This window comes from Methanoculleus chikugoensis (assembly GCF_019669965.1).
GTDB lineage: Archaea > Halobacteriota > Methanomicrobia > Methanomicrobiales > Methanoculleaceae > Methanoculleus > Methanoculleus chikugoensis.
Window position 1 is genome coordinate 402,505 of the sequence record NZ_AP019781.1, and the last position, 21,952, is coordinate 424,456.

General features: G+C 53.8%; 15 protein-coding genes. 8 read left to right on the top strand and 7 right to left on the bottom strand.

Features of this window, described 5'->3' with window-relative positions; genetic code table 11:
• Nucleotides 1-20: 20 nt before the first annotated feature.
• From MchiMG62_RS02160 to MchiMG62_RS02195, 8 genes are all read left to right on the top strand, one after another.
• Nucleotides 21-2,669 carry a DNA-directed RNA polymerase subunit A' gene (locus MchiMG62_RS02160; protein ID WP_221057686.1) on the top strand — a complete coding sequence of 883 codons (2,649 nt, stop codon included), beginning with the start codon at nt 21-23 and terminating at the stop codon, nt 2,667-2,669.
• An 8-nt stretch (nt 2,670-2,677) separates the two neighbouring features.
• Complete coding sequence (gene rpoA2 / locus MchiMG62_RS02165) at nt 2,678-3,838, top strand: DNA-directed RNA polymerase subunit A'' (RefSeq protein WP_425331901.1); 1,161 nt, start codon at nt 2,678-2,680, stop codon at nt 3,836-3,838.
• Between the two features lie 11 nt (nt 3,839-3,849).
• On the top strand, nt 3,850-4,137 hold the full coding sequence (locus MchiMG62_RS02170) for a 50S ribosomal protein L30e (protein ID WP_054847278.1): 288 nt from the start codon (nt 3,850-3,852) through the stop codon (nt 4,135-4,137).
• A 3-nt stretch (nt 4,138-4,140) separates the two neighbouring features.
• The gene (locus MchiMG62_RS02175) at nt 4,141-4,590 is read left to right on the top strand and encodes a NusA-like transcription termination signal-binding factor (RefSeq protein WP_221057688.1); all 450 of its coding nucleotides are present in this window, start codon (nt 4,141-4,143) and stop codon (nt 4,588-4,590) included.
• Between the two features lie 233 nt (nt 4,591-4,823).
• A complete protein-coding gene (locus MchiMG62_RS02180) occupies nt 4,824-6,317 on the top strand; it encodes a hypothetical protein (protein WP_221057689.1) in 1,494 nt (497 codons plus the stop codon).
• A gap of 146 nt (nt 6,318-6,463) precedes the next feature.
• Nucleotides 6,464-7,048, top strand: coding sequence for a GNAT family N-acetyltransferase (locus MchiMG62_RS02185; protein ID WP_074369651.1), 585 nt, complete (start codon nt 6,464-6,466; stop codon nt 7,046-7,048).
• A 15-nt stretch (nt 7,049-7,063) separates the two neighbouring features.
• On the top strand, nt 7,064-7,579 hold the full coding sequence (locus tag MchiMG62_RS02190; RefSeq protein WP_074369652.1) for a GNAT family N-acetyltransferase: 516 nt from the start codon (nt 7,064-7,066) through the stop codon (nt 7,577-7,579).
• A 403-nt stretch (nt 7,580-7,982) separates the two neighbouring features.
• Nucleotides 7,983-10,430: a tetratricopeptide repeat protein gene (locus MchiMG62_RS02195; protein ID WP_083608829.1), complete on the top strand. Its 2,448-nt coding sequence runs from the start codon at nt 7,983-7,985 to the stop codon at nt 10,428-10,430.
• Between the two features lie 485 nt (nt 10,431-10,915).
• On the opposite strand, the gene MchiMG62_RS02200 is transcribed toward MchiMG62_RS02195, so the two are convergent.
• The 7 genes from MchiMG62_RS02200 to MchiMG62_RS13345 all read right to left on the bottom strand — a co-directional run bounded on the left by MchiMG62_RS02200 (nt 10,916) and on the right by MchiMG62_RS13345 (nt 21,866).
• Nucleotides 10,916-12,043, bottom strand: a complete 1,128-nt coding sequence (locus tag MchiMG62_RS02200; protein WP_221057690.1) for an IS256 family transposase — start codon at nt 12,041-12,043, stop codon at nt 10,916-10,918.
• A gap of 81 nt (nt 12,044-12,124) precedes the next feature.
• The gene (locus tag MchiMG62_RS02205) at nt 12,125-13,747 is read right to left on the bottom strand and encodes an ATP-binding protein (RefSeq protein ID WP_221057691.1); all 1,623 of its coding nucleotides are present in this window, start codon (nt 13,745-13,747) and stop codon (nt 12,125-12,127) included.
• A 9-nt stretch (nt 13,748-13,756) separates the two neighbouring features.
• Entirely contained in the window at nt 13,757-16,297 is a 2,541-nt protein-coding gene (locus tag MchiMG62_RS02210; RefSeq protein ID WP_074369659.1) for an Hsp70 family protein, read from the bottom strand.
• Nucleotide 16,298: 1 nt separating this feature from the next.
• Entirely contained in the window at nt 16,299-16,685 is a 387-nt protein-coding gene (locus MchiMG62_RS02215) for a hypothetical protein (RefSeq protein WP_054847267.1), read from the bottom strand.
• 273 nt (nt 16,686-16,958) lie between these two features.
• Nucleotides 16,959-17,990, bottom strand: coding sequence for a DUF1786 domain-containing protein (locus MchiMG62_RS02220; protein WP_221057692.1), 1,032 nt, complete (start codon nt 17,988-17,990; stop codon nt 16,959-16,961).
• 88 nt (nt 17,991-18,078) lie between these two features.
• Nucleotides 18,079-21,708, bottom strand: a complete 3,630-nt coding sequence (nrdD, locus tag MchiMG62_RS02225) for an anaerobic ribonucleoside-triphosphate reductase (RefSeq protein ID WP_221057693.1) — start codon at nt 21,706-21,708, stop codon at nt 18,079-18,081.
• Entirely contained in the window at nt 21,705-21,866 is a 162-nt protein-coding gene (locus MchiMG62_RS13345; RefSeq protein ID WP_305954476.1) for a hypothetical protein, read from the bottom strand. Before MchiMG62_RS13345 ends, nrdD begins: the two co-directional genes overlap by 4 nt.
• Between the last annotated feature and the right edge of the window lie 86 nt (nt 21,867-21,952).

Sequence of the window (21,952 nt, forward strand, 5' to 3'; positions counted from 1 at the left end):
AGAGGGGGCACAATCAAACTATGACCAGTCCAAAACGTGTTGGAAGGATCGAGTTCGGGCTCTTCTCCCCGAAGGAGATCCGCAAGATGAGCGTTCGAAAGATCATCTGGGCGGACACCTACGACGACGACGGGTTTCCCTACCCGCAGGGCCTGATGGACCTGAACCTGGGTGTCATCGACCCCGGTCTCCGGTGCAAGACCTGCGACCAGAAGGCAGCCGACTGTCCGGGCCACTTCGGGCACATCGAGCTCGCAAAGCCCGTCATCCACGTCGGGTACACCCGGCTGATCCGGAAACTGCTCCGGGTGACCTGCAGATCGTGCTCCCGGCTGCTGATGACGACCGAGGAGGTCGAGAAGATCATCGGCCCCGAGGACAACGAGCTCGCGGGTGAGATCGTCTCCGAGAAGGACATCAAGAAAGAGCGGGTCTGCCCCCACTGCGGAGAGCAGCAGCTCAAGATCAACTTCGAGAAACCCACCACCTTCTCCGAGGTCTTCGTGGAGGAGGGGCGCAAAGTCGAGCATAAGCTGACCCCGGCAGACATCCGGGCGCGCCTCGAGAGAATCCCGGACGAAGACCTCCGGGCTCTCGGGGTCAACCCGGACGTCGCGCGCCCGGAATGGACGATCCTCACGGTTCTCCCGGTTCCGCCGGTCACGATGCGCCCCTCGATCATCCTGGAGAACGGGCAGCGATCCGAGGACGACCTGACCCACAAGCTCGTGGACATCATCAGGATCAACCAGCGGTTCAAGGAGAACCAGGACGCCGGCGCGCCCCAGCTGATCATCGAGGATCTCTGGGAACTCCTGCAGTACCACGTCACCACCTACCTCGACAACGAGGTGGCGGGATGTCCGCCCGCCCGGCACCGGAGCGGCCGCCCCTTAAAGACCCTCTCGCAGCGTCTCAAGGGGAAGGAAGGGCGGTTCCGCGGCTCGCTCTCCGGTAAGCGTGTCAACTTCTCCGCCCGTACGGTCATCTCCCCCGACCCGAACCTCTCCATCGGCGAAGTCGGCATCCCGCTTGCCATCGCAAACGAGATGACGCTTCCGATCCGGGTGACCCAGTTCAACCTCGAGGAGATGCGGCAGTACGTCCTGAACGGCCCCGAGCGCCCCACCATCCGGTCGCCCTGCGGTGCAAACTACGCCATCCGGCCGGACAACCGGAGGATGCGTCTCTCGGATGCGAACCTGGAGACGGTTGCCGAGATGATCGAGCCGGGCTGGACGGTGGAGCGGCAGTTAAAGACCGGGGATATCGTTCTCTTCAACCGGCAGCCATCGCTGCACCGGATGAGCATCATGGCCCACCGGGTCGTCGTGATGGACGGGAAGACCTTCCGGCTGAACCCGGCCGTCTGCCCGCCCTACAACGCCGACTTCGACGGCGACGAGATGAACCTGCATATCCCGCAGACCGAGGAGGCGCGGGCCGAGGCCGAGATCCTGGTCTCGGTCTCGTCGAACATCCTCTCGCCGAGGACCGGCGGCCCGATCATCGGGGGTATCCACGACCATATCTCGGGTATCTTCCTCCTGACGCACCGGATTCAGCACTTCACCAGGGAGGACGTGCTCTACCTCACCCAGCACCTGGATCTCCAGCACCTGCCTGAGCCGGACCGGTTGGACGAGAACGGCAACCCCCTCTGGACGAACAAACAGGTCTTCTCGCTCGTTCTCCCCGACAACCTGAACATGGTCTTCCGGGCCTCGTCGTGCCAGAACTGCGAGACCTGCCGGCGTGAGATGTGCGAGAACGATGCGTTCATCCGGATCATCAACGGAGACCTGGTCTCCGGAACCATCGACAAGAAGGGGATCGGTGCGTTCGACGGCCAGATCCTGCACCGGATCATCAGGCAGCACGGCATGAAGCGGGCTGCCCGGTTCATCGACGACGTGACCAAACTCTCGATCCGGGGCATCATGCTCGAAGGGTTCTCGTTCGGTATCGACGACGAAGACCTGACCAAGACCGAGTACGGTCAGATCGATGAGGTGCTCAAGGGCGCCATCAGCGACGTCGAGCGCCGGATCAAGATCTACAACGAGGGGCAGCTCGAACCGATGCCGGGCCGGACACTTGAAGAGACGCTCGAGATGCAGATCATGCAGGTGCTCGGCAAGGCCCGTGACCGCACCGGTGAGATCGCCGGCCGGCACCTCGGTATGGACAACAGCGCCGTGGTGATGGCGGTCTCGGGCGCCCGGGGTTCGATGCTGAACCTGACACAGATGGCCGGGTGTCTCGGGCAGCAGTCGGTTCGTGGCGAGCGGATCATGCGTGGCTACGAGGACCGGACGCTACCGCACTTCCGGCGCAACGACCGCGGCGCCGAGGCGCACGGGTTCATCGCCAACAGTTACAAGAGCGGGCTTTCTCCCACCGAGTTCTTCTTCCACGCCATCGGTGGGCGTGAAGGTCTTGTGGACACTGCGGTTCGTACATCGCAGAGCGGGTATCTCCAGCGGCGGATGATCAACGCCCTGCAGGACCTCAAGGTGGCGTACGACGGCACCGTCCGGACGACGGGCGGCCGGATCATCCAGTTCCGCTACGGCGAGGACGGAACCGACCCCGCAAGGAGCAGTTACGGCGCCCCGGTGGACGTGAAGGGTATCGTTGAGAGCGTGCTCAAGGAGGAGGTCAAATGAACAGCGATATGGAGCAGCGGATCGATGCCCTCGATCTGCCTTATCGGACGCAGGAGGACCTCAAGGCGAGTCTCGCGGACCGGGACGTCACCGAGGAGCAGTTCGAGCAGATCCTCGCGATGGTCTTTTCAGAGTATCAGAAGAGCCGGATCGAGCCCTGCGAGGCGGTCGGTGTCGTGGCGGCGCAGTCTATCGGCGAGCCCGGCACCCAGATGACGATGCGTACCTTCCACTACGCGGGTGTGGCCGAGATCAACGTTACCCTCGGTCTCCCCCGCCTGATCGAGATCATGGACGCCCGGCGCGAGCCGAGCACCCCCACGATGGCGGTCTACCTGCTGGACGACTGGGCGTTCAACCGCGACCGCGCCCGTGAGGTGAGCTGGCAGATCGAGGCCGCGCCGCTTCACGAGTTCGGGGATATCACCATCGACATGGAGAACATGCAGGTTCTCGTCCTGTTAAACAAGGCGGTCTGCGACCGGCGCAAGATCTCGATCGACGAGATCCTTGAGGCGGCGCCGAGGAAGATCCGCGAGAAGCGGCACTTCCGCGACTTTGACGTTGAAGGTGACCCGAAGAGCGTCTCGCTTACGTTCACTCCGAAGAACCAGGAGAGTTACCAGAACCTCTTCCAGCTCGCGGAGCACGTCAGGCATGTCATCGTCCAGGGTATCGACGATATCGAGCGGGTCGTCGTCAGAAAGGAGGGCGGAGAGTATATCCTTTATACTGAGGGCTCCAACCTAAAAGATGTCTTCGAAGTCGAAGGAGTCGATACCTCCCGCACCCGGAGCAACAACATCAGCGAGATCGCCGATGTGCTCGGTATCGAGGCCGGCCGGAATGCGATCATCCAGGAGGCCTTAAGTACCCTGAACGAACAGGGTATCAGCGTCGATGTCCGTCATATCATGCTCGTCGCGGATATGATGTGCATGGACGGCGAGGTCAAGCAGATCGGCCGTCACGGTATCGCCGGTGAGAAAGAGAGTGTCCTTTCCCGGGCTGCATTCGAAGTGACGGTCAACCATCTGCTGGATGCTGCAATCGCGAACGAGGTGGACGAATTAAACGGCGTCACCGAGAACGTGATCGTGGGTCAGCCTATCCAACTTGGCACCGGTGATGTGAAACTCATCGCAAAACCCATAAACCTGAAAATCTAGGAGAAATCATAATGGACTTTAATGCTTCACTACGCAAAGCCGTGAAGACTGGTACCGTATTCCTGGGTCGAAACAAGACCCTGGAATCCATCGAAGAAGGCAAGGCCAAACTTATTGTGGTGGCCAGGAACAGCCCGGAATCCGTTAAAAATCTGGTGAATGAGATCGATATCCCGGTCTACGTCTACGAAGGTTCGAGTGTCCAGCTCGGGAAAGCCTGCGGCAGACCGTACGTCGTCAGTGCGCTCGCCGTGGTCGAGCCGGGCGAATCCGATATCCTGAATGCTGCGAGAGTGTAGACGATGCCACAGGTCACGCTGACTGAGGAGTGCATGCGCCTCATCTCCCAGTTCGAGAGCCTTACCGGCGCAGGCAGCCGCGATTGCATCGTTGATAACCGCAACGAGCGGATCATCTTCGTGATCAATCCCGGCGATATGGGACTCGCTATAGGGAAGGGCGGGTCGAGCATCAAGAAGGCCTCCGACGTGATGGGGAAGCGTATCGAGGTCGTGGAATACTCCGCCGACCCGAGCCAGTTCCTCCGGAACTGCTTCCTGCCCGCCCAGGTCACCGGCATCGACTTCGATACGGACGAGGAGGATCAGCAGGTCGCCCTCATCGAGGTCCGGGACGAGGACCGGGGCCTTGCTATCGGCAAAGCGGGGAAGAATATCTTCAAGGCGAAAGTTCTCGCACAGCGACAGCATGACATCGCCGATGTCCAGCTGATGCAGAACGATTCTGCCTGAAAACTTTTTTTACCGTCGTCCGGCAATATCCCGGCCGGCAGGTAGGCAGTTTCCCTCCAGGCGATTTGCAGGGGGGTTTCGAGCGCGCTCCCGCCAGTAAATTATTTATATCGGCGTGTGCTCCATGAGACTCCCATGAACGGAGTTCCCGCCCGGATAGTGTGCCCCGTGCCGCCTGCGGTAGAGCCGGCGAAGAGGGTGCGTGGGGTTCCCGTATGCCCGGGGTGGTCTCGTTGAGAGGATATCTTCTCATCGTCGGGGCCCTGGTGCTCTGTATTCTCATGACCGCCCTTCTCACAGTCGCTCTCGCCGGGTCCGACGAGAACGGCACCGTCGATCTACCGGGCGAGAAGCCCGTCGTCAATAAAGTGCCGGTCACGCCTGCGGTGAGTCCGGCGCCTGATGAGGGGGAGGAGAAAACCGTCGAGGAGCGGGAGCCCGATTCCCTTGCTACCGGGGATGCCCCGACGCCGCCCGAAGGGGCAGCGGATTCGACGGAAACGGTTCCGGCAACCTCCACATCTTCCCCGGACACATCGACCCTGTCGGATTTTACCGGGGAGACGGTTGCAAGCGGCAACGATACCGCCGATGCGGAGGGCCCATCCCTGAATACAACAGAGATCTCTGAGCCCACCGGGACGGAGACCGACGATACCCTCGCCGACCCGGGGGACGAGACCGATGATGACCTCGCCGACGATGAAGATGCGGAGGAGGAGACGAACCCGGAACCGACCCTTGAACGGTTTGCTCCGCCGCGGCCGGGCGCGACGATGGCGAAAGCGCACTACTCCCACGATCGTCCGCTTGTCCAGAGCGGCCATAACCTCGTCAACCCCTCCTCGTCGTATACCCCCACCGGGGAGAACGAGACCGGGATAGCGCCCGTGGCCGCTGTGCCGAGCGACGGCCTCTTTGTCCGGGGTATCGGGGTGATCCTCGACCGGACCCCTGAAGACGTCGCTCTCACCCGGAGCGGGGTGGAGATAGCGAACCTCGACTGGCTCCTCGATTCGGCGATGCGTCTCGGCGGGCGACACCCACGCGCGGTCTTTGAGGGGGAGACGTTCACCGTCACCGTGACGGTGGAGGCGAGGAACGTGACGATCACGGAGGATGACCCGGCCTACGTCGTCCTGGTGCCGCCGCCGGACGAGACCGGGGTCTACGAGATCACCCGGACCCGTGAGGTCCGATCCCTCGGGGACGGGGAACGCGGTGTCTGGGAGTTCTCGGTCGCTACCCGCACCGGGAGACTGACGCTTGAAAACCTCACCCTTGCCGAGGAGCGGCTGGTCACCAACCTGACGTCGAACCCGGACCTCTTCGCCTTCCACGCCTACGCGCTTGCCGGCGGCCAGGAGGTGCCTTCGGCGGGCGTCTCCGACCCGGTGATCGCCATCCGGCCCGATGGGGATGCGGTGACGGCGGAAGCGTCGTTGCTTCCCGGCCTCTACGCAGTTCTGGGCGTCGAGAACTCGACGCTCCGCCCATCGGAGACGATGATGGGAGCGTGGGCGCGGGGCGTCGATCACGAGACGATCGCCGCCGCGGCGGTCGGGCATCTCGAGGCCCTGCGCGGTCTCGGGAAAGAAGATGTGGCGGCTTTCTATGCTGCGGAAGGGGGCGCCGGGGCGGATGAGCGGTCTGCGTCCTCGCCGTCGATACTCGACCTGATCGTGGGATTCTTCCAGGGGCTGCTGGGCGGGGCGCCTTCCTCGTAGGATGCGGGATGCGCTCTTGTGGAGCCACACGCCCCTCCCCTCTCGTTGAAGAGTGATTCAGATCTACACGTATCCAGAACAGTCGAGGAACTGCCCGCCCCGGTAGCAAGATATATTCCGCCCGCTGCCGCAAAGGGATATAGCCGATGGCAAGAGAGGATACCATAGACCGGCGAATCTACATCGAGAGAGACGGGACTACGCTACTATACGCCGAACCTTCAGACAGGCGCTTCATCTATGAGATGGCCTTTGAGGACCCGGGTATCTGGCGGTCCATGCTCGAGAAGAAGGATGATTTTGATTGGTCCGAGTTGAGGGACGAGGAAGAGCAGTTCTTCGGTAGCGTTCCCGGCAAGAGCAAATATCTGCTGATACGGTATCAGGGCGAGATCGTCGGGACGATCTCGCATACGCACAACGATGGGCGGATAGAGAACCTGGAGCTCGATATGTGGCTCCGTTCAGAGAAATATACCGGGAGAGGCATCGGCTCCGCCGTGATAGCGATGCTGATAGACCGGCTGGTCGAAGAGCACGGTATCCGAACCTTCATCATCCGGCCGTGGGTGAAAAACTCCCGCGCCGTGAGGGCGTACGAGAAGTGCGGCTTTCGGCGGCGTAATGACTTTGATCCCGCTGACTATTACGGAACATACCTGGAGCGGTACGGCGAGGGCGATTACGGTAGACTGGAGACCGCAAACATGGTCCTTGAGGTCGGCTGCTGATCCCGGGGGATTAGTATGTACACGATACGGCAGGAGCGGCCGGCGGATTATGAGGACGTCTATCAACTCGTAAAGAGGTCGTTTGCCACAACCGCCCATTCGGATGGAACCGAAGCGGATTACCTGAACGAACTGAGAGGAAAGGAGACGTTCATCCCCGAACTCTCGCTGGTGGCGGAGGATGCAGAAGGTAGCATAGTAGGACAGATTGTGTTGTATGCAACCGTAATTGCCACGAACGACGGCCCGGTCACCTCCCTGGTGCTATCCCCGATCAGCGTCCGCCCGGACCGGTTCCGGCAGGGCATCGCCCGCGCCATGATGGACCGGGCTTTCCAGATCGCCCGCGAGATGGGATATACCGCGGTCTTCCTCTGCGGCGAATCCGAGACCTATCATGGACTGGGGTTTTGCGCATCGTGGATGTTCGGCATCTTCCATAAAGACGACCCCCGGGCCGGGTGGTGCATGGCAAAAGAACTGATCCCCGGTGCTCTGGAGGGCATCCGGGGGACGATAGAGATCGTTTGATGAGAAGTACCTCCGGGTTTCTCCGGTTTGTTTGGAGCGTATTGGTGTTCTTGCTGCCTAGAAGCAAGGGTATCTGGAGTATGAGAATACCTGAATGGCCTCGCGTAACGACGCATATCCAAGGTAGGTGGAGTTTTTGCATCGTTAAATGCGAGCAACGGTGGATAGAGCGCCTGAAGTTTGAGAAGCCAGAAAAATTCCAAGATGGAAATGGGAGTGAATGTGAATCTAATTGTAAACCGCGCCGAAAGCGTCCTGGTAGAGATAAAGGGAACAAGAAAAGGGAACCAGAAGATCAGTACACTATTTGAGAGTGAATATCAAGGGTGTATATCTGCGCGCCTCTACTTGAAGACCTTTCCCTATCTAAATATTTATCGCAAAGTAGGTCAATAGACACTCAATGGTATTCCATATTTTAAAATGTCCTAAGTGTGGGATCCCACACGAGTGGGATGAAAGTCCCCCTTTGTATTGTAAGAATTGTGAAGCTGCTTTCGACGTTAAACGAGGACCTGAACAACCCATGAAATTAAATCCAGCGTCGTTAACACACCCTACCAGTAAGGAAGAAATTTCAACAATGTATGACACTAATGCATTCAGGATTTTTGGAGTTGAAAGCAATACTCATAAAAAAGAAATAAAGAGTGCTCAACAGGCTTCAAAAACTCGGGCGAAGTTAGGCGCTCCGATTCTAATATCTGATCCACTGGACTTCCTGAATCGAATTCCAAGGGATGAAAGATCACTTCGTGATGCACAAAACTGTATTGAAACACCAAGGTTGCGCATTAGTGAGAGGCTTTTTTGGTTTATTAACGTTAATCAAAATGATGCTGAAGCTCTTGATAAATTAAAAAAAGGCCAATATACTGATGCAATAAGTGTATGGAGTACATCTGAGGAATTGTCAGCATCAATCAATCTTGCGATTCTCTGTCATGCATACTATCTTAAACAGGATATAAACGCAGAGAATACTAAACAATGGGCGCGTATTTTTGAGCGATGGGCGAAACTCTTTAAAGATGAGAGATATTGGGTTTTTTTTGAGGAGATCGAACAACGGTCTGACTTTGAACCTCTCGCTACGCTTGATGATTTTAACTCACTAAAAACCGACATTTGGGGAATGTTAGTAAAGCCAAATGTCAGTTGCATGAAGAGAGCAATAGCTACGAACTCAGAGGATATTTTTCAGCGACATCTTGAGTTGATCCGCACATCTAATATTCCTCCCCGAGTAGTCTCTGAAATCGAATATGATATTCTCGCACCTCTGGAAGAGAAACTGATAGAAAGTCTCGATGAGGTAAATAGATTAGTTTCTGAAAACTGGGAATCATCATGCTCCATTTCTGAGAAAAAGACAGGTATCGATCGGATTTTAGAATCATTTAAGATGAGCACATTAAATAAAGCTGAAGAATTGTTGCGGTTAGCGGGAGAAAGTTCTGATTTATCAAAGAATATACGAGAAAAAATCGCTTTCTGTCTTCGGAATATTGCTATATGTTATCATAATGAAATTGAATCTTCCGAATTAGCAGCTGTTATTTTAGAGGAAGCAAAGGTTTATGCTAAAGATATGCCTGTTTTAATGAAGATAAATGAAGATTTAGCAGTAATATCTAAAGTTATAAACGATGCCCATGAATTCGAAGAATTTGCGGAATATTATGAAAAGATAGGAAAATATGATCTGAATATCTCTAAAAATCAGATCTCTTTTAAAGACCAATGTTATGAAATACAAGATGTCACTGGCATTAAATACGGCATACTCGAAGAAAGTTTTAATGGAGTTCCAACGACTCGTTCTTATGCAATTTGGTTGAGATTTGGAAGTGACAATTGTCCTATTAACTCCTCATCGAGATGTGTTTCCTCTTCTGATGAAAGAATTATGATGATTGAATGCGCTGATAAAACTTGGTTTGGTATCGATAAAATCCGAAATAGATTTGATGAGATTATTAGTAGGCTGTTCCATTTAGTTCAGATCCCTCTGATTAATAAGATGATTCAGGATTTTGAATCTGGGCGAAGGATATACATATCTGATATTGCTATTGATTTTACAGGATTTTATAAGGATTTCAGTTACAACCCTGTATCAAAAGGCCTAATCTCGTTATCATCGAAACTGTTAGGTACTACAGATTTGGTGACGAAAGAGGGAAAACATAAGCATTTGTCCTGGGATAATTATCGGGGACATAACACGTCCGATGGAAAAATTAGGATATTTGATGATAAAGGTCCTTGGTTCAGTCTAAGCGCCCGTGACCACTGGAATGCAGTTAACCTCCCTTACTTTCTCGATCATATGCATGAAGATGGAAATCTCGTCCGATCTATTGAAAAATGTATTTCCGGCGTCACTGCTGTTAAAGACGAACAATCCGAAGTAATAAATACTCTTGACAATTCCCTTAAGATCGATCCAAATAATTGGATGACTTGGTTGCAGAAAGGGCGAGCACTAAGGCATTTGGGACGATTGGAAGAAGCTCTTGCTGCATTTGATCGATTAATAGAGATTGTACCGAATGATCCTGATGCTTGGAATTTCAAAGGCCTAACTTTACTTGAGACAAATAAAGAAGTTGAGGCACTTGATTGTTTTGAGAGAGCACTCGAAATTAATTCACAACTCGCTCATGTATGGTGTAATAAGGGAATGGCGTATTCACAACTCGCTGATACGCAGAATAATGGTGGAATGACATTTACAGCACTCACGAATTATCAAAATGCTGTGTGTGCATTAGATAGGGGTTTAGCAATAGAATTTGATCAAGACATTAAGGAGATAAGAGATCAAATTCAATCGAGTATTCAATAAACACATGAGGCCGGGGTCACAATTCCGCAGTAAAAGTTTCTGGAGAATGGCTTTGTTTAATCCCCAACTTGCTTTTGTGGGGGTCATCCCTAAAATCTCTGATATCCGTGAATAGGGCTTGCTCTGATAAGATAAGCCCATCATCTCGAAGGCCGAATGCGGCTGGATAGAGTGTGGCTTTGAGTACCGCATTTTGGAGAGAGGTTTTCCCTGTTGTGATCTCTATGTTCCACTGCATAAGAAATCTGGGTTCGGTTCCCCCCCATTAGTAGTCGGGGCGCGACCATCCGGTCAGGGCGTGGGGATATAGTTTCCATTTCCACCATGACTGGAACAGGGTTTCAAAAAGGGAAATCGGTCGTTTGGTAACAATTTGGACAAATAAACTATTGTCATCCACTTTATGAGTTGCCTGGGTAATCGACTCAGTTACGGTAACGTCTCAGATCTTCTGTAATTTGCCTGAGCCCTGTCTCCTTGCTTGATCATTCCTTCTCCATCGTCAAATACCTTCTGCCGATAACCCACTCCTCGTTGATGTCCATCAGGATGGATCCGACCAGCCGGAGAAGGGATGCCTCGTTCGGGAACACGCCTACAACCTTGGTTCTCCGTTTCAGTTCCCTATTGACCCGCTCCACCATGTTCGTCGTTCTGAGCCGTTTCCCGTGCGGTTTTGGGAATGCCGTATAACTCATGAGCCCCGAGAGAAATCGCTCGATGGTGTTGGCTGCTTTCCGGTATCCCCGGGCATTCAGGTCATCGGCAAGATCCTGGAGTCTCTGCTCACTCCCATACGCTTCCTTCAGCCCCTCTACAACCTCCTTCTGGTGTTTCCGGGGAATATTCCTCAAGACGGCGCGGGTACAATGAACCTGACACATCTGCCAGGATGCACCGAGGAAGGCGGCTTCAGCCGCCTTCTGGATGCCGGTATGCCCATCCGAGACGACCAGTTGAACCCCGGTGAGTCCCCGTTCTTTGAGCTCCTCGAACAGTCCTGACCAGAATTCTTCGTTCTCACAATCCGTGATTCTTGCGCCCAGGATCTCCCGGTAGCCGTCGTCCCGGACGCCGGCGACCACCAGGACCGCTTTGGTGACGTATCGTGCTCCGTCCCGGATTTTGTAGTAGGAAGCATCCACGAAGAGATACGGGATAGCCTGTTCGATCGGCCGCAGGAGGAATGCCTGCACCTGGTCGTCGAGGTCCTTGGCCAGCCGGGAGACCGAAGCCGGGGAGAGCTGGTCGATCCCCAGATGACTGACGATCTCCTGGATCTTTCTCGTCGAAACTCCCTGGAGGTAGGATTCGACAATTGCGTTCACCAGAGCTTTCTCCACCCGGGCATAGCGCCCGAAGACCTGTGTCTCGAACGGGAGCTCCCGGAACTGCGGTTTCCGGAGGATTGTCTCCCCGTATCGGGTCTTGAGGGATCGGTCTTTGTAGCCGTTCCGATGCGCTTTCCGCGCATCAGTGCGTTCGTACTGGGCAGCTCCTGCCTGCTGGAGGGCCTCTGCGAGCATCACCTGGTTGAGGAACCCGGTGATGAGGTTCTTCATGCCATTCTCCTGATCGGAAAGATAATCTTCGATTAACGCTAAGGGATCCATGGCCCTGTTTCTCCTTTGTCCAAATCTAGGTTGGATCCAGGGCCAATTCAATTTTACAGAAGATTCGTTACGCTACCTCAGTTACTTAGGATATCGTGGCCTTGGGGCAACCCCTCTCTGTTGGATGTTATCGTATCTGGAAGACATTTCCATTGATAAACTGGATGGATTACGCTTGATAGAATCTGTTATATGATCACAATTTATGGGCAACCCTTCTTTCATTGCAGCTCGCGCTGCATCATCAAGGATATATTTCACATCACTACATGAATATCCGTCGAGCTCGAGAGCGATGCCCTCTAAATTGAGCGGATCTTGTGGTCGGCCCTTTAAATATACCTTCAGAAGTTCTATCCGCGCCTCAAGATCTGGGGGTTCGACATAGATCAACTTGTCAAATCTCCCAGTCCTTAATATGGCGGGATCAATCCTATCCGGTTCGTTTGTTGCAGCGAGTATAACTATTCCTTTATTTGAACATTCATTGAGTTGATAGAGAAATTCATTCACTTCTTCTGATTTGAATTGTTGATGACCCCCTAACAACGAACGAGGTGGAACAAAAGCCTCGAACTCATCAATAAAGATGATAGATGGAGCATGCTGTTCAGCGTCATTGAATATGTCACGTATTTTCGAGACGCTATCATGGATGAACGGACTTGCTATTTCCGAGGGAGAAATCTCAATAAAGTAATGATTCAATTCTTCAGCTAATTGTCTTGAAATGAACGTTTTCCCACAACCCGGCGGGCCGTAGAGAAGAATTCCGTTCGGAATGTTTACCTGATATAACTTGTAGATCTCTGGGTTCAGGATAGGGTGAATTACCTCTTCTAATAGTAGTTCCTTAAGTTTCTTCATTCCAGCAACTTTTGCCAGACCCCGTGGTTTCGAAAGACAGCATTCATCTGCTTCTCCTAACGATTGTGGGATATGTGGTAATTCTAAACTAATGTGCTGGTCAAATAATGCCTTTTTTAGACTATGTTCAAGCGTTTCTAATGAAGATTCTATTTGATTATTCTTTAGCAGCTCTGTTTTCAAAAAAAGGGAAAATCTTTCACTTATATCTGGGTTCCATTTATGTGGTAGGGGGATATCGTTTCCCTTTAATCTCGATGGTTCTTCTTCAATGTTGATGCCGGTTGCAAATCGATATACAATTTTGAGAAGTGATCTGTTTGAATGTAAGTATTCATGATTTTTGTAGTTAAATCGATTTGCAATGAATAATGGAATGATGATAGATATGTCGTCAGTTGTCGCCAGAATAAACGATCCTTCATCAACCATCGGAATTAAATTGTTTTCTTTTGCATGTTTACATAGCCGTATCAGATCTCTTAAGAGAGATATCGATTGGTTTTCAGTGAGTAATTTTCCACCGTTTTTTATCTCTTGAAAATTATGAGCGATCTGAACTGTTGCTAAAAAAAGAAAGTGATCACGAAATGCAATCCTCGTTTTTTCCAGAATTGAGATATTCTGGAGGAGTATCCACCATTTTTGGTGAAGCTCACTGGTCGCAACTGCTTCAGTATCTGTTTCGCAATGAATAACTACCCCAAAAAGATTTTTGTGGATTGGATGAACGAGTTGATAGACCTCGAGGCCATCTGAACAACAGCGTACAGTACCTATTGACCCTGATGATAAGAACTCCTTGCCTTTTGGAAACGATGGTCTGTTTTTTATCATGTGCACACATTATTTTCGTTTTATTCCAGGTTCAAATCTCTCTTCCTCCTCTGCTTGCACGGTACTCTTTGGCAGTAATTCCCAGAGGCCTTTGATTATCTCTTTTAAGGTGTCACCATCTCCACGACTAATTGCACCTTGCCCAAGTGCAATCAGTCGTTGGGATTCTTGTATGTTAACAAAACTCTCTCTGTTTTCGCACAACTCCTCAAAAACTTGCCTAATATACCAATCCTGCTCGAAGAGAATTCTCCACCTTAAGTTATCCATGTCCTTGGTTATTTTAATTAATGCCCGCTCATTTTCCTCGTCAACTTTTTTATCTGCTTCATAATTCAATAGTTCAAACTCTTTTTTATCTATCGAGGTTCCCCACGTGGTCACAACTTCTTGAGTTATCGCTCTATACTCTCGCAATTCTCGTAAAACGATTGAAAATTTCCTTTTAACGGAAATATCGTTCTCGATTCTGCTAAGATCTCCTCGTATTTCTTTTGACTTCTCAATCACTCGTTTTGCATCATCTGGATCGTTTGAACTTTTGTTTTGGTATCTTTTATTTTCCTCGGTGAGTTCTTCTAGTTTCATTCTAATTTCATTCAACTCTTTTTTAATATTACTGGCACTGCTTTCTTCTTGGGCAAACTCATTTAAATTGACTATTCTTTCAAGATGATTGTCAATCTCCCTATCAACCTCTTTTACCTTCTCAACAACAATATCTTCACTCTCTTTTGGGACATAGACTCGTTCCTGAAAATACTGACCGATTACGGGAACAAAGGCCTGCACTTTCATGAGCCTGGATGTGGAAATCTCAATTGAAATTTCAATGTCCGCTCCTTCAGGAATCGGCCTTCGAATCTCTTCAGAGCGGATTTTAAGCGCACCGACAATGTTATTCGCTTCTGGATCTGCTAGGTTTTCACCCTCCCAGATCTTTATCGCAAGATAATCATCGTTTAGGCCAGGGGTTAATGTCTTTTTCGCTGTATAGGTGATATTCTTAAACGCGGGAAGTGGGGTTGAGCGACTAAAGATAATATCTATCTCTTTTTTCCTGTCATTATTGATAACTTCTACACCAATTGTATGTGGTAGAGGTGGCTCTGAAAGAGTCAATCCGTGACGGATTATTATTTTTTCTGGATTTGGAGTGAGGTCATTGCCTTTTTCATCTCTGGCATAGATCCAGAATTTATTTGTTGTATCTTCTAGTAAATAGGCATCAAACTCGAAGTAGTCATCTTTTACGGGAATCCAACCGCTATCCCAATGGTTGGACTCTGATTGGATTGATATTTCAATTGATTGAGTGCCTTTGGGTTTTCTCTCAACCTTTCCAGCAACTAATGTTGTTGTTTCAGCCCAGACTGGTTCGTATGCAAGGTTGAGAACAACCTCAGACTCTGAATAATTTTCAGTTGTAGGAAGATTGGTACGTTTTGGTAATGGTAGTGTGGATGCATAGATTGCAGCACCGCGAGCAACAACAGTCATTGGATCAATTGAGAATTCTAAACGAATGCCTAAATGTGATTTGAGCATTTCTCGTAATATTGGCATATAAGTAGATCCCCCTACCAATATTACTGTCTCAATATCACTTGTGGTTAACTTCGCGTTTTTCAATGCGCTTTTACAGAGCTCAATTGTTTTTAGAATATATGGTTCGACCAATGGTTGCAGGTCCATTCTAGTAATTGGGATATCCGCCTCAATTACGGCGCCCTGTAGATCATCTCCAACATCAAAAATACTGATAATTGTTCTGTCTGAATAACTTAATTCTATTTTAGCTTCTTCCGCTTTTACTCTCAGTATTTGAGACAACCTTCGATGAAATGTTGGATTCTCCTGTTGACTGGGCAATCTGAAATTAGTTTCCAGGTGTGGCCAGAGTATTGTTTCCACAATTAATCGATCGAAATCCTTACCCCCAAGCATGTTGTTCCCTTGATGTGCCAGAATTGACATGTTACCATCTTTGGTGGAAATAAGGGCGAGATCAAAAGTTCCACCGCCAAGATCGTACACAAGCCATTTTTTATCCCGGGAATCCGCTTTCATGCCATACGCGATTGACGCGGCGAGGGGTTCCTGCAATAGAGGAGCATCTTCAAGCCCAGCAAGAGTTGCTGCACGAGCCGTTGCTTCACATTGAAGTTGACCGAATGCTGCAGGTACAGTAATTACAGCACATTCTACTTTTTCGTCAGTTTGAAGCCGAACGTCGGCTAGTAGAGATTTTAAAACCTCAGCTGATAACTCTTCAGGAGATAGGGAAAGCGAGGCTGCTGAAAAATTAATTTTATCGCTTTGTCCCATAAGGCGTTTGAATTCTGATGCGACGTTTTCTGGGTCTAAAATAAGGGTCTGATACGCCCTTTTTCCACAAAGAATGCGCTTATTTTTGTCTATCCTTATAACAGATGGAGTCAATTCATTTTGGTCGCGATTCTTAATAACACGGATGTTTGTTCCATCAAATTTTGCTATCGCTGAATTAGTCGTGCCAAGATCAATACCATAATTTATCATATCAGTCATCTTACTCCTCGTGGATCAACATTGGTACGTCTTCCAGCGTACCTTTTTCGAGAATAACTTGACCTTGATTTATAACCTGGCCATTCAATAAGACAAGAGGTTCAATTACCTCCTTGATAGTAACTGATCCTTTTGGTAGTTGCGAATTTTCCTCGATATCAATTACTTCCAATGCCATCCCAGCATCATATGCTTGATTCTTTAGTTCGACAAACGAAATGCCTTCTTTTTCAAACAAATAGAAGAGGTTTAAAATTGAATGCCTGATTACTGTAAATTGCTTCTCTTTAATGGGCTCAATGTGATTTCGAAGACGCCAAACTTCAACAGCACATTTAATGAAATTTTTTCTCTCAATTTCGAATGTATTTCTCTTGGTAACATTCACGTCACAAATGCCCCCGACCATTTACATTAAGTGATTCTAAAACAACATTAGATAAATAACTTATTACTCAGATCACTCCTGCGTTAGTGGCTGAAAAACTTTTTACTTCTTTTAAGGGATTCTTACAGAGTACTGCGTGATCATAATTGCATTCGTTACGATCAACTGGCGATATTAACAAGCACCATGACTAAAAATTGGAGTAATTATCCTGATACTTTACTGGAATGTAACTATAGAGGTACGTCCCGGCTAAAAACTGGGGGCTTCCCCTTACGCCTTTCTAAACTCCTTCCAGAGATACGCGAGCCCGAAGCATCCCGAGAGCATCATGTCCCCGAAGGGCGCCGCCTGGTAGGCTTCCGGGAGCAGCCGGAGCCGGTTCGGGCCGGTGACGACGACGGCACCGGTCTTGAGTGGTCTTCGGATCGCCGCCCCGTGGCCGTTGTCGTCGAAGACCTCCTCTGAGGTCAGGGTGCCGTCGGCGAGCCGCCGGATGTAGTCCTGCAGTTTCGCGGGGTCGAGCGCGCCGGTGTGGTGCTCGAAGAGCCCGTGGATCTCCCGCCCTTTCAGGGTGAAGCAGAGGGTGTGTCCGTTTCCGGCGTTGACGAGGGTCACCCCGTCCTTTGCCATCTGCCGCACCCGCGGGTCACAGAGCGTCCCGATGAGGGCGACGGGGCCGGTGTCGGTGACGAGCGCGTCCGGTGCCTGGCTCCGGACGGCCTGCATCCGGGTCATGTCGGCGAGCGGCGGGTCGGTAACCAGCGAGAGGAGGTCCCAGTCCCCGGCGTCCAGCCGCTCCCGCATCAGTTCGAACCGGTGGATGCGGTTGCTCCGGTGCGGCGAGTAGCCGTGATCCTGGACTGCGACCGCGACGTTCCCGGGGTAGTCCACCCCGAAGAGGGAGAGAGCCTGCCTGAGTTCCTGCTCCATGTAGTCGGTGGTGCGGACGGTTTCCGCGTCCCCCGGTGGGGTGGCGCGGATCTCGACTCCAAGCGCTCGCACCCGTTCCGGGTCGTCGTGGAGGGTGAGAGCGGCCTCCTCTGTGGCGTAGACGGGAAGGCCTGCTGCCAGATGTTCGCGTATTGCGCCGGTGTTCGCGCCACCGCCCATCAGGTATCCGTCCAGGAAGACCGGGAGCCCGGCGCGGGTTGCCTGCCGGATCTTCTCCGCCGTCACCACGGTCGGGGAGGGGAGGACCAGTTTGATGCTGTTCTCGATCGATCGGCCGGGCTCGTAGACCAGGATGTCCTGGGTGCCCCGGCCGACATCGATGGCGAGGAGTGATGTTTTCAGGTCGATCATGGGTATGCCTCTCGCATAGCGCCGCGGTCTTCTGCCGGGCAGTTCCTAACTGAGTCTTCCCGGCAAACCAAAAAAGGTATGATCCCGGTCAGGCATCCGCCCGGTCCGCCGCCGGGGAGGTGCCGGCACCGGTTGCCCGGTCTTGGCGCGCCGGTTTCAGTTCCCGGTACTCCTTGAGGGAGACCGTCAGGTCGCGGGTGAAGGCGAAGTAGCCGATCTGGGTCGTCCGGCAGAGGTTCATCGCCATTTCCATCAGCCCCCGGGGATCGGGGCGCGCTTCCCCGAGCCAGATATGGAAGATGTTGCCGCCGTCCACGACGGGGAAGAAGACGTGCTCGATCTCGATCCTTTTTGTGAGCGGGACGGGGGCCGCCGGGGTGACGTGGGTGCCGTTCGTGTAGTAGATGGGGAGATCGAGCGTCGTGCCGAGCATATCGAGCGCCGTATCCGCGTCGCCCTTGATGACCTTGATCGCGTGGTCGCGGAACCGCTCGTCGAGGAGGTCGGCGACCGCGAACCGCTGGCCGGTCGTCTCCGCCGGGGTGCGGGCGAGGGCGATCGTCATGTTGTGCTTCTTCGAGAGTTCGCGCGCGTACATCTCGAGTTCGGTCATCGCCCGGACGGCGAGGCGGAACGCCTCCTTCGACTCGTGGAGCTGGTGGCCGGTGAAGTGCTGCACCATCTCGTTGACCCCGACGACGCCGATGGTGTAGACGAGCCCTTCGAGATCCACGGCAATCGCGCCGCGTTCGCCGGTGTTAGGGTCCTTCGGGCGCTGCATCGCAAACGGCATCCTGCCGTTCGTCCGGATGAGGGACATCCAGCGACGCTTGATACGGTAGAGGTCGACGGCGATGTCCATGAGCGATTTCAGTTCGGAAAAGAGCCGTTCCTGGTCGCCCTCCGCCTTGTACGCCGCCCGCGGACAGTTGATCGACATCACCTGCCAGGATCCCATCGAGAAGTGCTTCCCCTCGCGGAAGTAGAGCTTGTCCTCGAACTGGTCGTCCTCGTCGGCGAGGGAGGAAAATTGGTACGCGCAACATTGATAGCACGAGATCCCCTCTCCGGCCCCCCGGTAGGCGGGGATCTGGTTGTCGTAGTAGGGGCTGCCGTACTTGGACGCGAGCTCGAACGTCATCAGGTAGAGATCCTGGTAGGTCGGGAGATCCGGGTGCTCGCGGTTGAACTCCTCGTCCTCGGTGAGGAAGTCGGGCTCGATGCTGATCTCGGGTTTCGGGAAGGAGAAGGGCTTGCCCCAGTAGTCGCCCTCGAGCATCACCTCCATCAGCGCCTTGAAGAGGAGCCGGACCTCCCGCTCGAACTCGCCGTAGGTCCGGAGCGGCGCCTGTTCTCCGTTCCAGACCTTGCCGCGGTAGACGCAGGGCTTGTCCTTCCAGAGGGTCGGGACGCCGGGGGAGAGCTGGACCGACGAGAAGACCACCTGGCCGCCCCGGGCGACCATCATCTGGGTCATCTCGTAGACGAACATCTGCATCAGCTGCCGGATCTCCTCGTAGTCCATCCCCTCGAAGAAGGGCGCCATGAACGTGAGGAAGTTGTAGTAGCCCTGGCCGCCGGCGAAGTTCGTCTGGGCGGAGCCGAGCGCCTTGACCGCGTGGAGGACCGCCACCTCGGCCCGCTTCGCGGGGCCGGCGACCGAGGCCTTCGTCCCGTTCCCGTCGGGCATCAGGCCGTAGTAGAAGAAGTAGCGGAGATCCCAATCCTGGCAGTTGTGGATGAGGAGGCCGTCCGATGCGTAGAACGTGTGGCTCTCCTCGCTCCCGTCGCCGTCGAGGAAGAGGTCGTAGACGTACTCGCCGGTGGGCTCCGCGGACCCGATCTCGACAACCGTCTCCTCCCGTTCGGCGGTCCGTGTTCCCTTCACCGCGGAGAGGAACCTGTCGATGTGGTTCTGCCGTTCGTCGAGGAATGTGGCGTACCGGGCGAACGTCTCGATGTTCTTCCTCCCGTTGAGCTGGAGCCGGTAGAGTGTCCGCCGCTCTTCTTCGCCGTAGAGTTCGACGATATGCGGCGACATCCCGAGCGAGGTGAGCAGGAGCGAGAGTTCCTGCCGGAGCGCCGGGGAAGCGGTGGTGTAGTTGACGATGCAGTCCGATTTTTCCGGGCGGTAGTATGCCGAACCGTCCCCGGTGAAGAGGGCGGAGAGGAACTCGTGGAGGAGCACGTCGTCCAGGTGGTAGACGATCCAGGGGAGGCGTTTTCCTGCTGCCCCCTCGGGGATGGCAAAGACGTAGCGGAAGAGCAGGTAGGCTGCCTTTCCGCCGAAGTAGACCTGCAGCGCCCGGTTTCGCTCCACCTCGACCCCGTAGATGGTCGTGGTGTCGGGAGCGCCGCCGGCGACCGTTGCATAGGTGTTCAGGGCAGCGCACGCCGCGGCCTGGATCGCGGGCGCCTGCCGGTTCTCGGTGATCGCGAGGTTGTACTGCCCGACCGCCGGGGCGGCGTTATAGTTCCCCTCCGAGACGAAGAACCCGAGGAGCCGAACGAGTTCCGGCGTAAGGGTGAGAAGGGCAGGGAGTTCGTGCTCGCTCCCCGCGGCCCCGATGGTGACCCCGGCGTAGTCCTCGATGCCGTAGCGACGAGAGAAGGCTGCAAAGAGTGCGACCGGCATGATCCCGCGCGTATACCACTGCTTCTGGTGCTCGACGCCGAGCTCCCGCGAGATCTCGGCGTATGAAGCGGCCTGCCTGCTCTGCACCACGTGGCTGAAGATCCCTTCGGCACCGCGGACGTAGACGTTCCCGAGGAGTTCGGCCGGAACCGATGCGGATAGTTCCCGGACGAGATCGATCGTTCCGATCGTCTCCCCACGAAGACCGTCGGCCGCGGAGATTCTGTAGAAGGCGTCCCCGGGCCTGACCTCGTCGGCACGACGGACGGCCATCCCTTCATCGGTCCGCACCGGGATCCGGTGCTCGCCGGTGACCCGGAGCGTTCGTCCGCTGGACGTCCGGATCCGGCGCATCTCGCCCGGCTTCACCCTCCGGCGAGTCACCTTTGCGACCCGCCTCCAGCCTCCCGGGGTGAGTGCAGAGAGGTCCTGCGGGAGCCACGCATCGCCATCGATCGGGAGCTCGTCAAGGCGAATACTCCTGGTGCGGTTCTCCATCCGCAGGGGCACAACCGTGCTCCCGTCGATACAGAACGGGCGAGTACCAAAGTATTCCAGGTCGTGGATGTGGAGATCGCCGCGGAGGTGGTGGTCCGCAAGGTCCGGGGGGAGTTGCAGGAGGTACTGCTCCTTGCTGATCTTGTCCGCCTTCTTCTTGTGGGATGTCTCGGCGTTCTCCTGGAGGTTCGCGTTGTCGTGCGCCTCGAACCCGCGCCCGACGTCGATGAGGTGCGCATCGAAGACCGGGGTTCCCACCCGGGTGCAGACGTTGCGGTAGGGGACGAGGCCGCGCTCGAGGAGCGTCATGTTGACGATCTCGCGAATCAGGGGGCCGGAGAGCGACTGAAGACCCAGCATCTGGATCTTCTTCTCGACTCTCCGGGCGATATCCTTCGCCGTCTCCTCGTCGGCCCCCTCGTAGCCGTAGAAGGTCTCCACGAGCCGGGTCTCCTCCAGAATCTGCCTGACGATCCGGTTCCGGTCCCAGTCGAGGAGGAAGCCGCGGGATGTCCTGACCTTCGGGAACGTCGGAACGAACTCCCCGAATAGAGTCGCCTGTGTCGACTTGCGGGTCAACCTCATGCCTCCGCGATCAGGTCGGCGACAAGGTTTTCCTGGAACGCGCCGCCGCTGAAGAGATCGGCGGAGGTGTAGAATGCGTCGCCCTTCTGCAGAACCGGCGCTTCCTGGACGAACACGCCGTTCATGCGGAGTTCGGTCAGCGCCTCGGCGGACGCCATGTCGCACTCGACGAAGGGGACCTCCTTTGAGTTCAGGAACTCTTTGAGTATTTCGCAATTCGGGCAGAATTCCAGTGTGTATACGG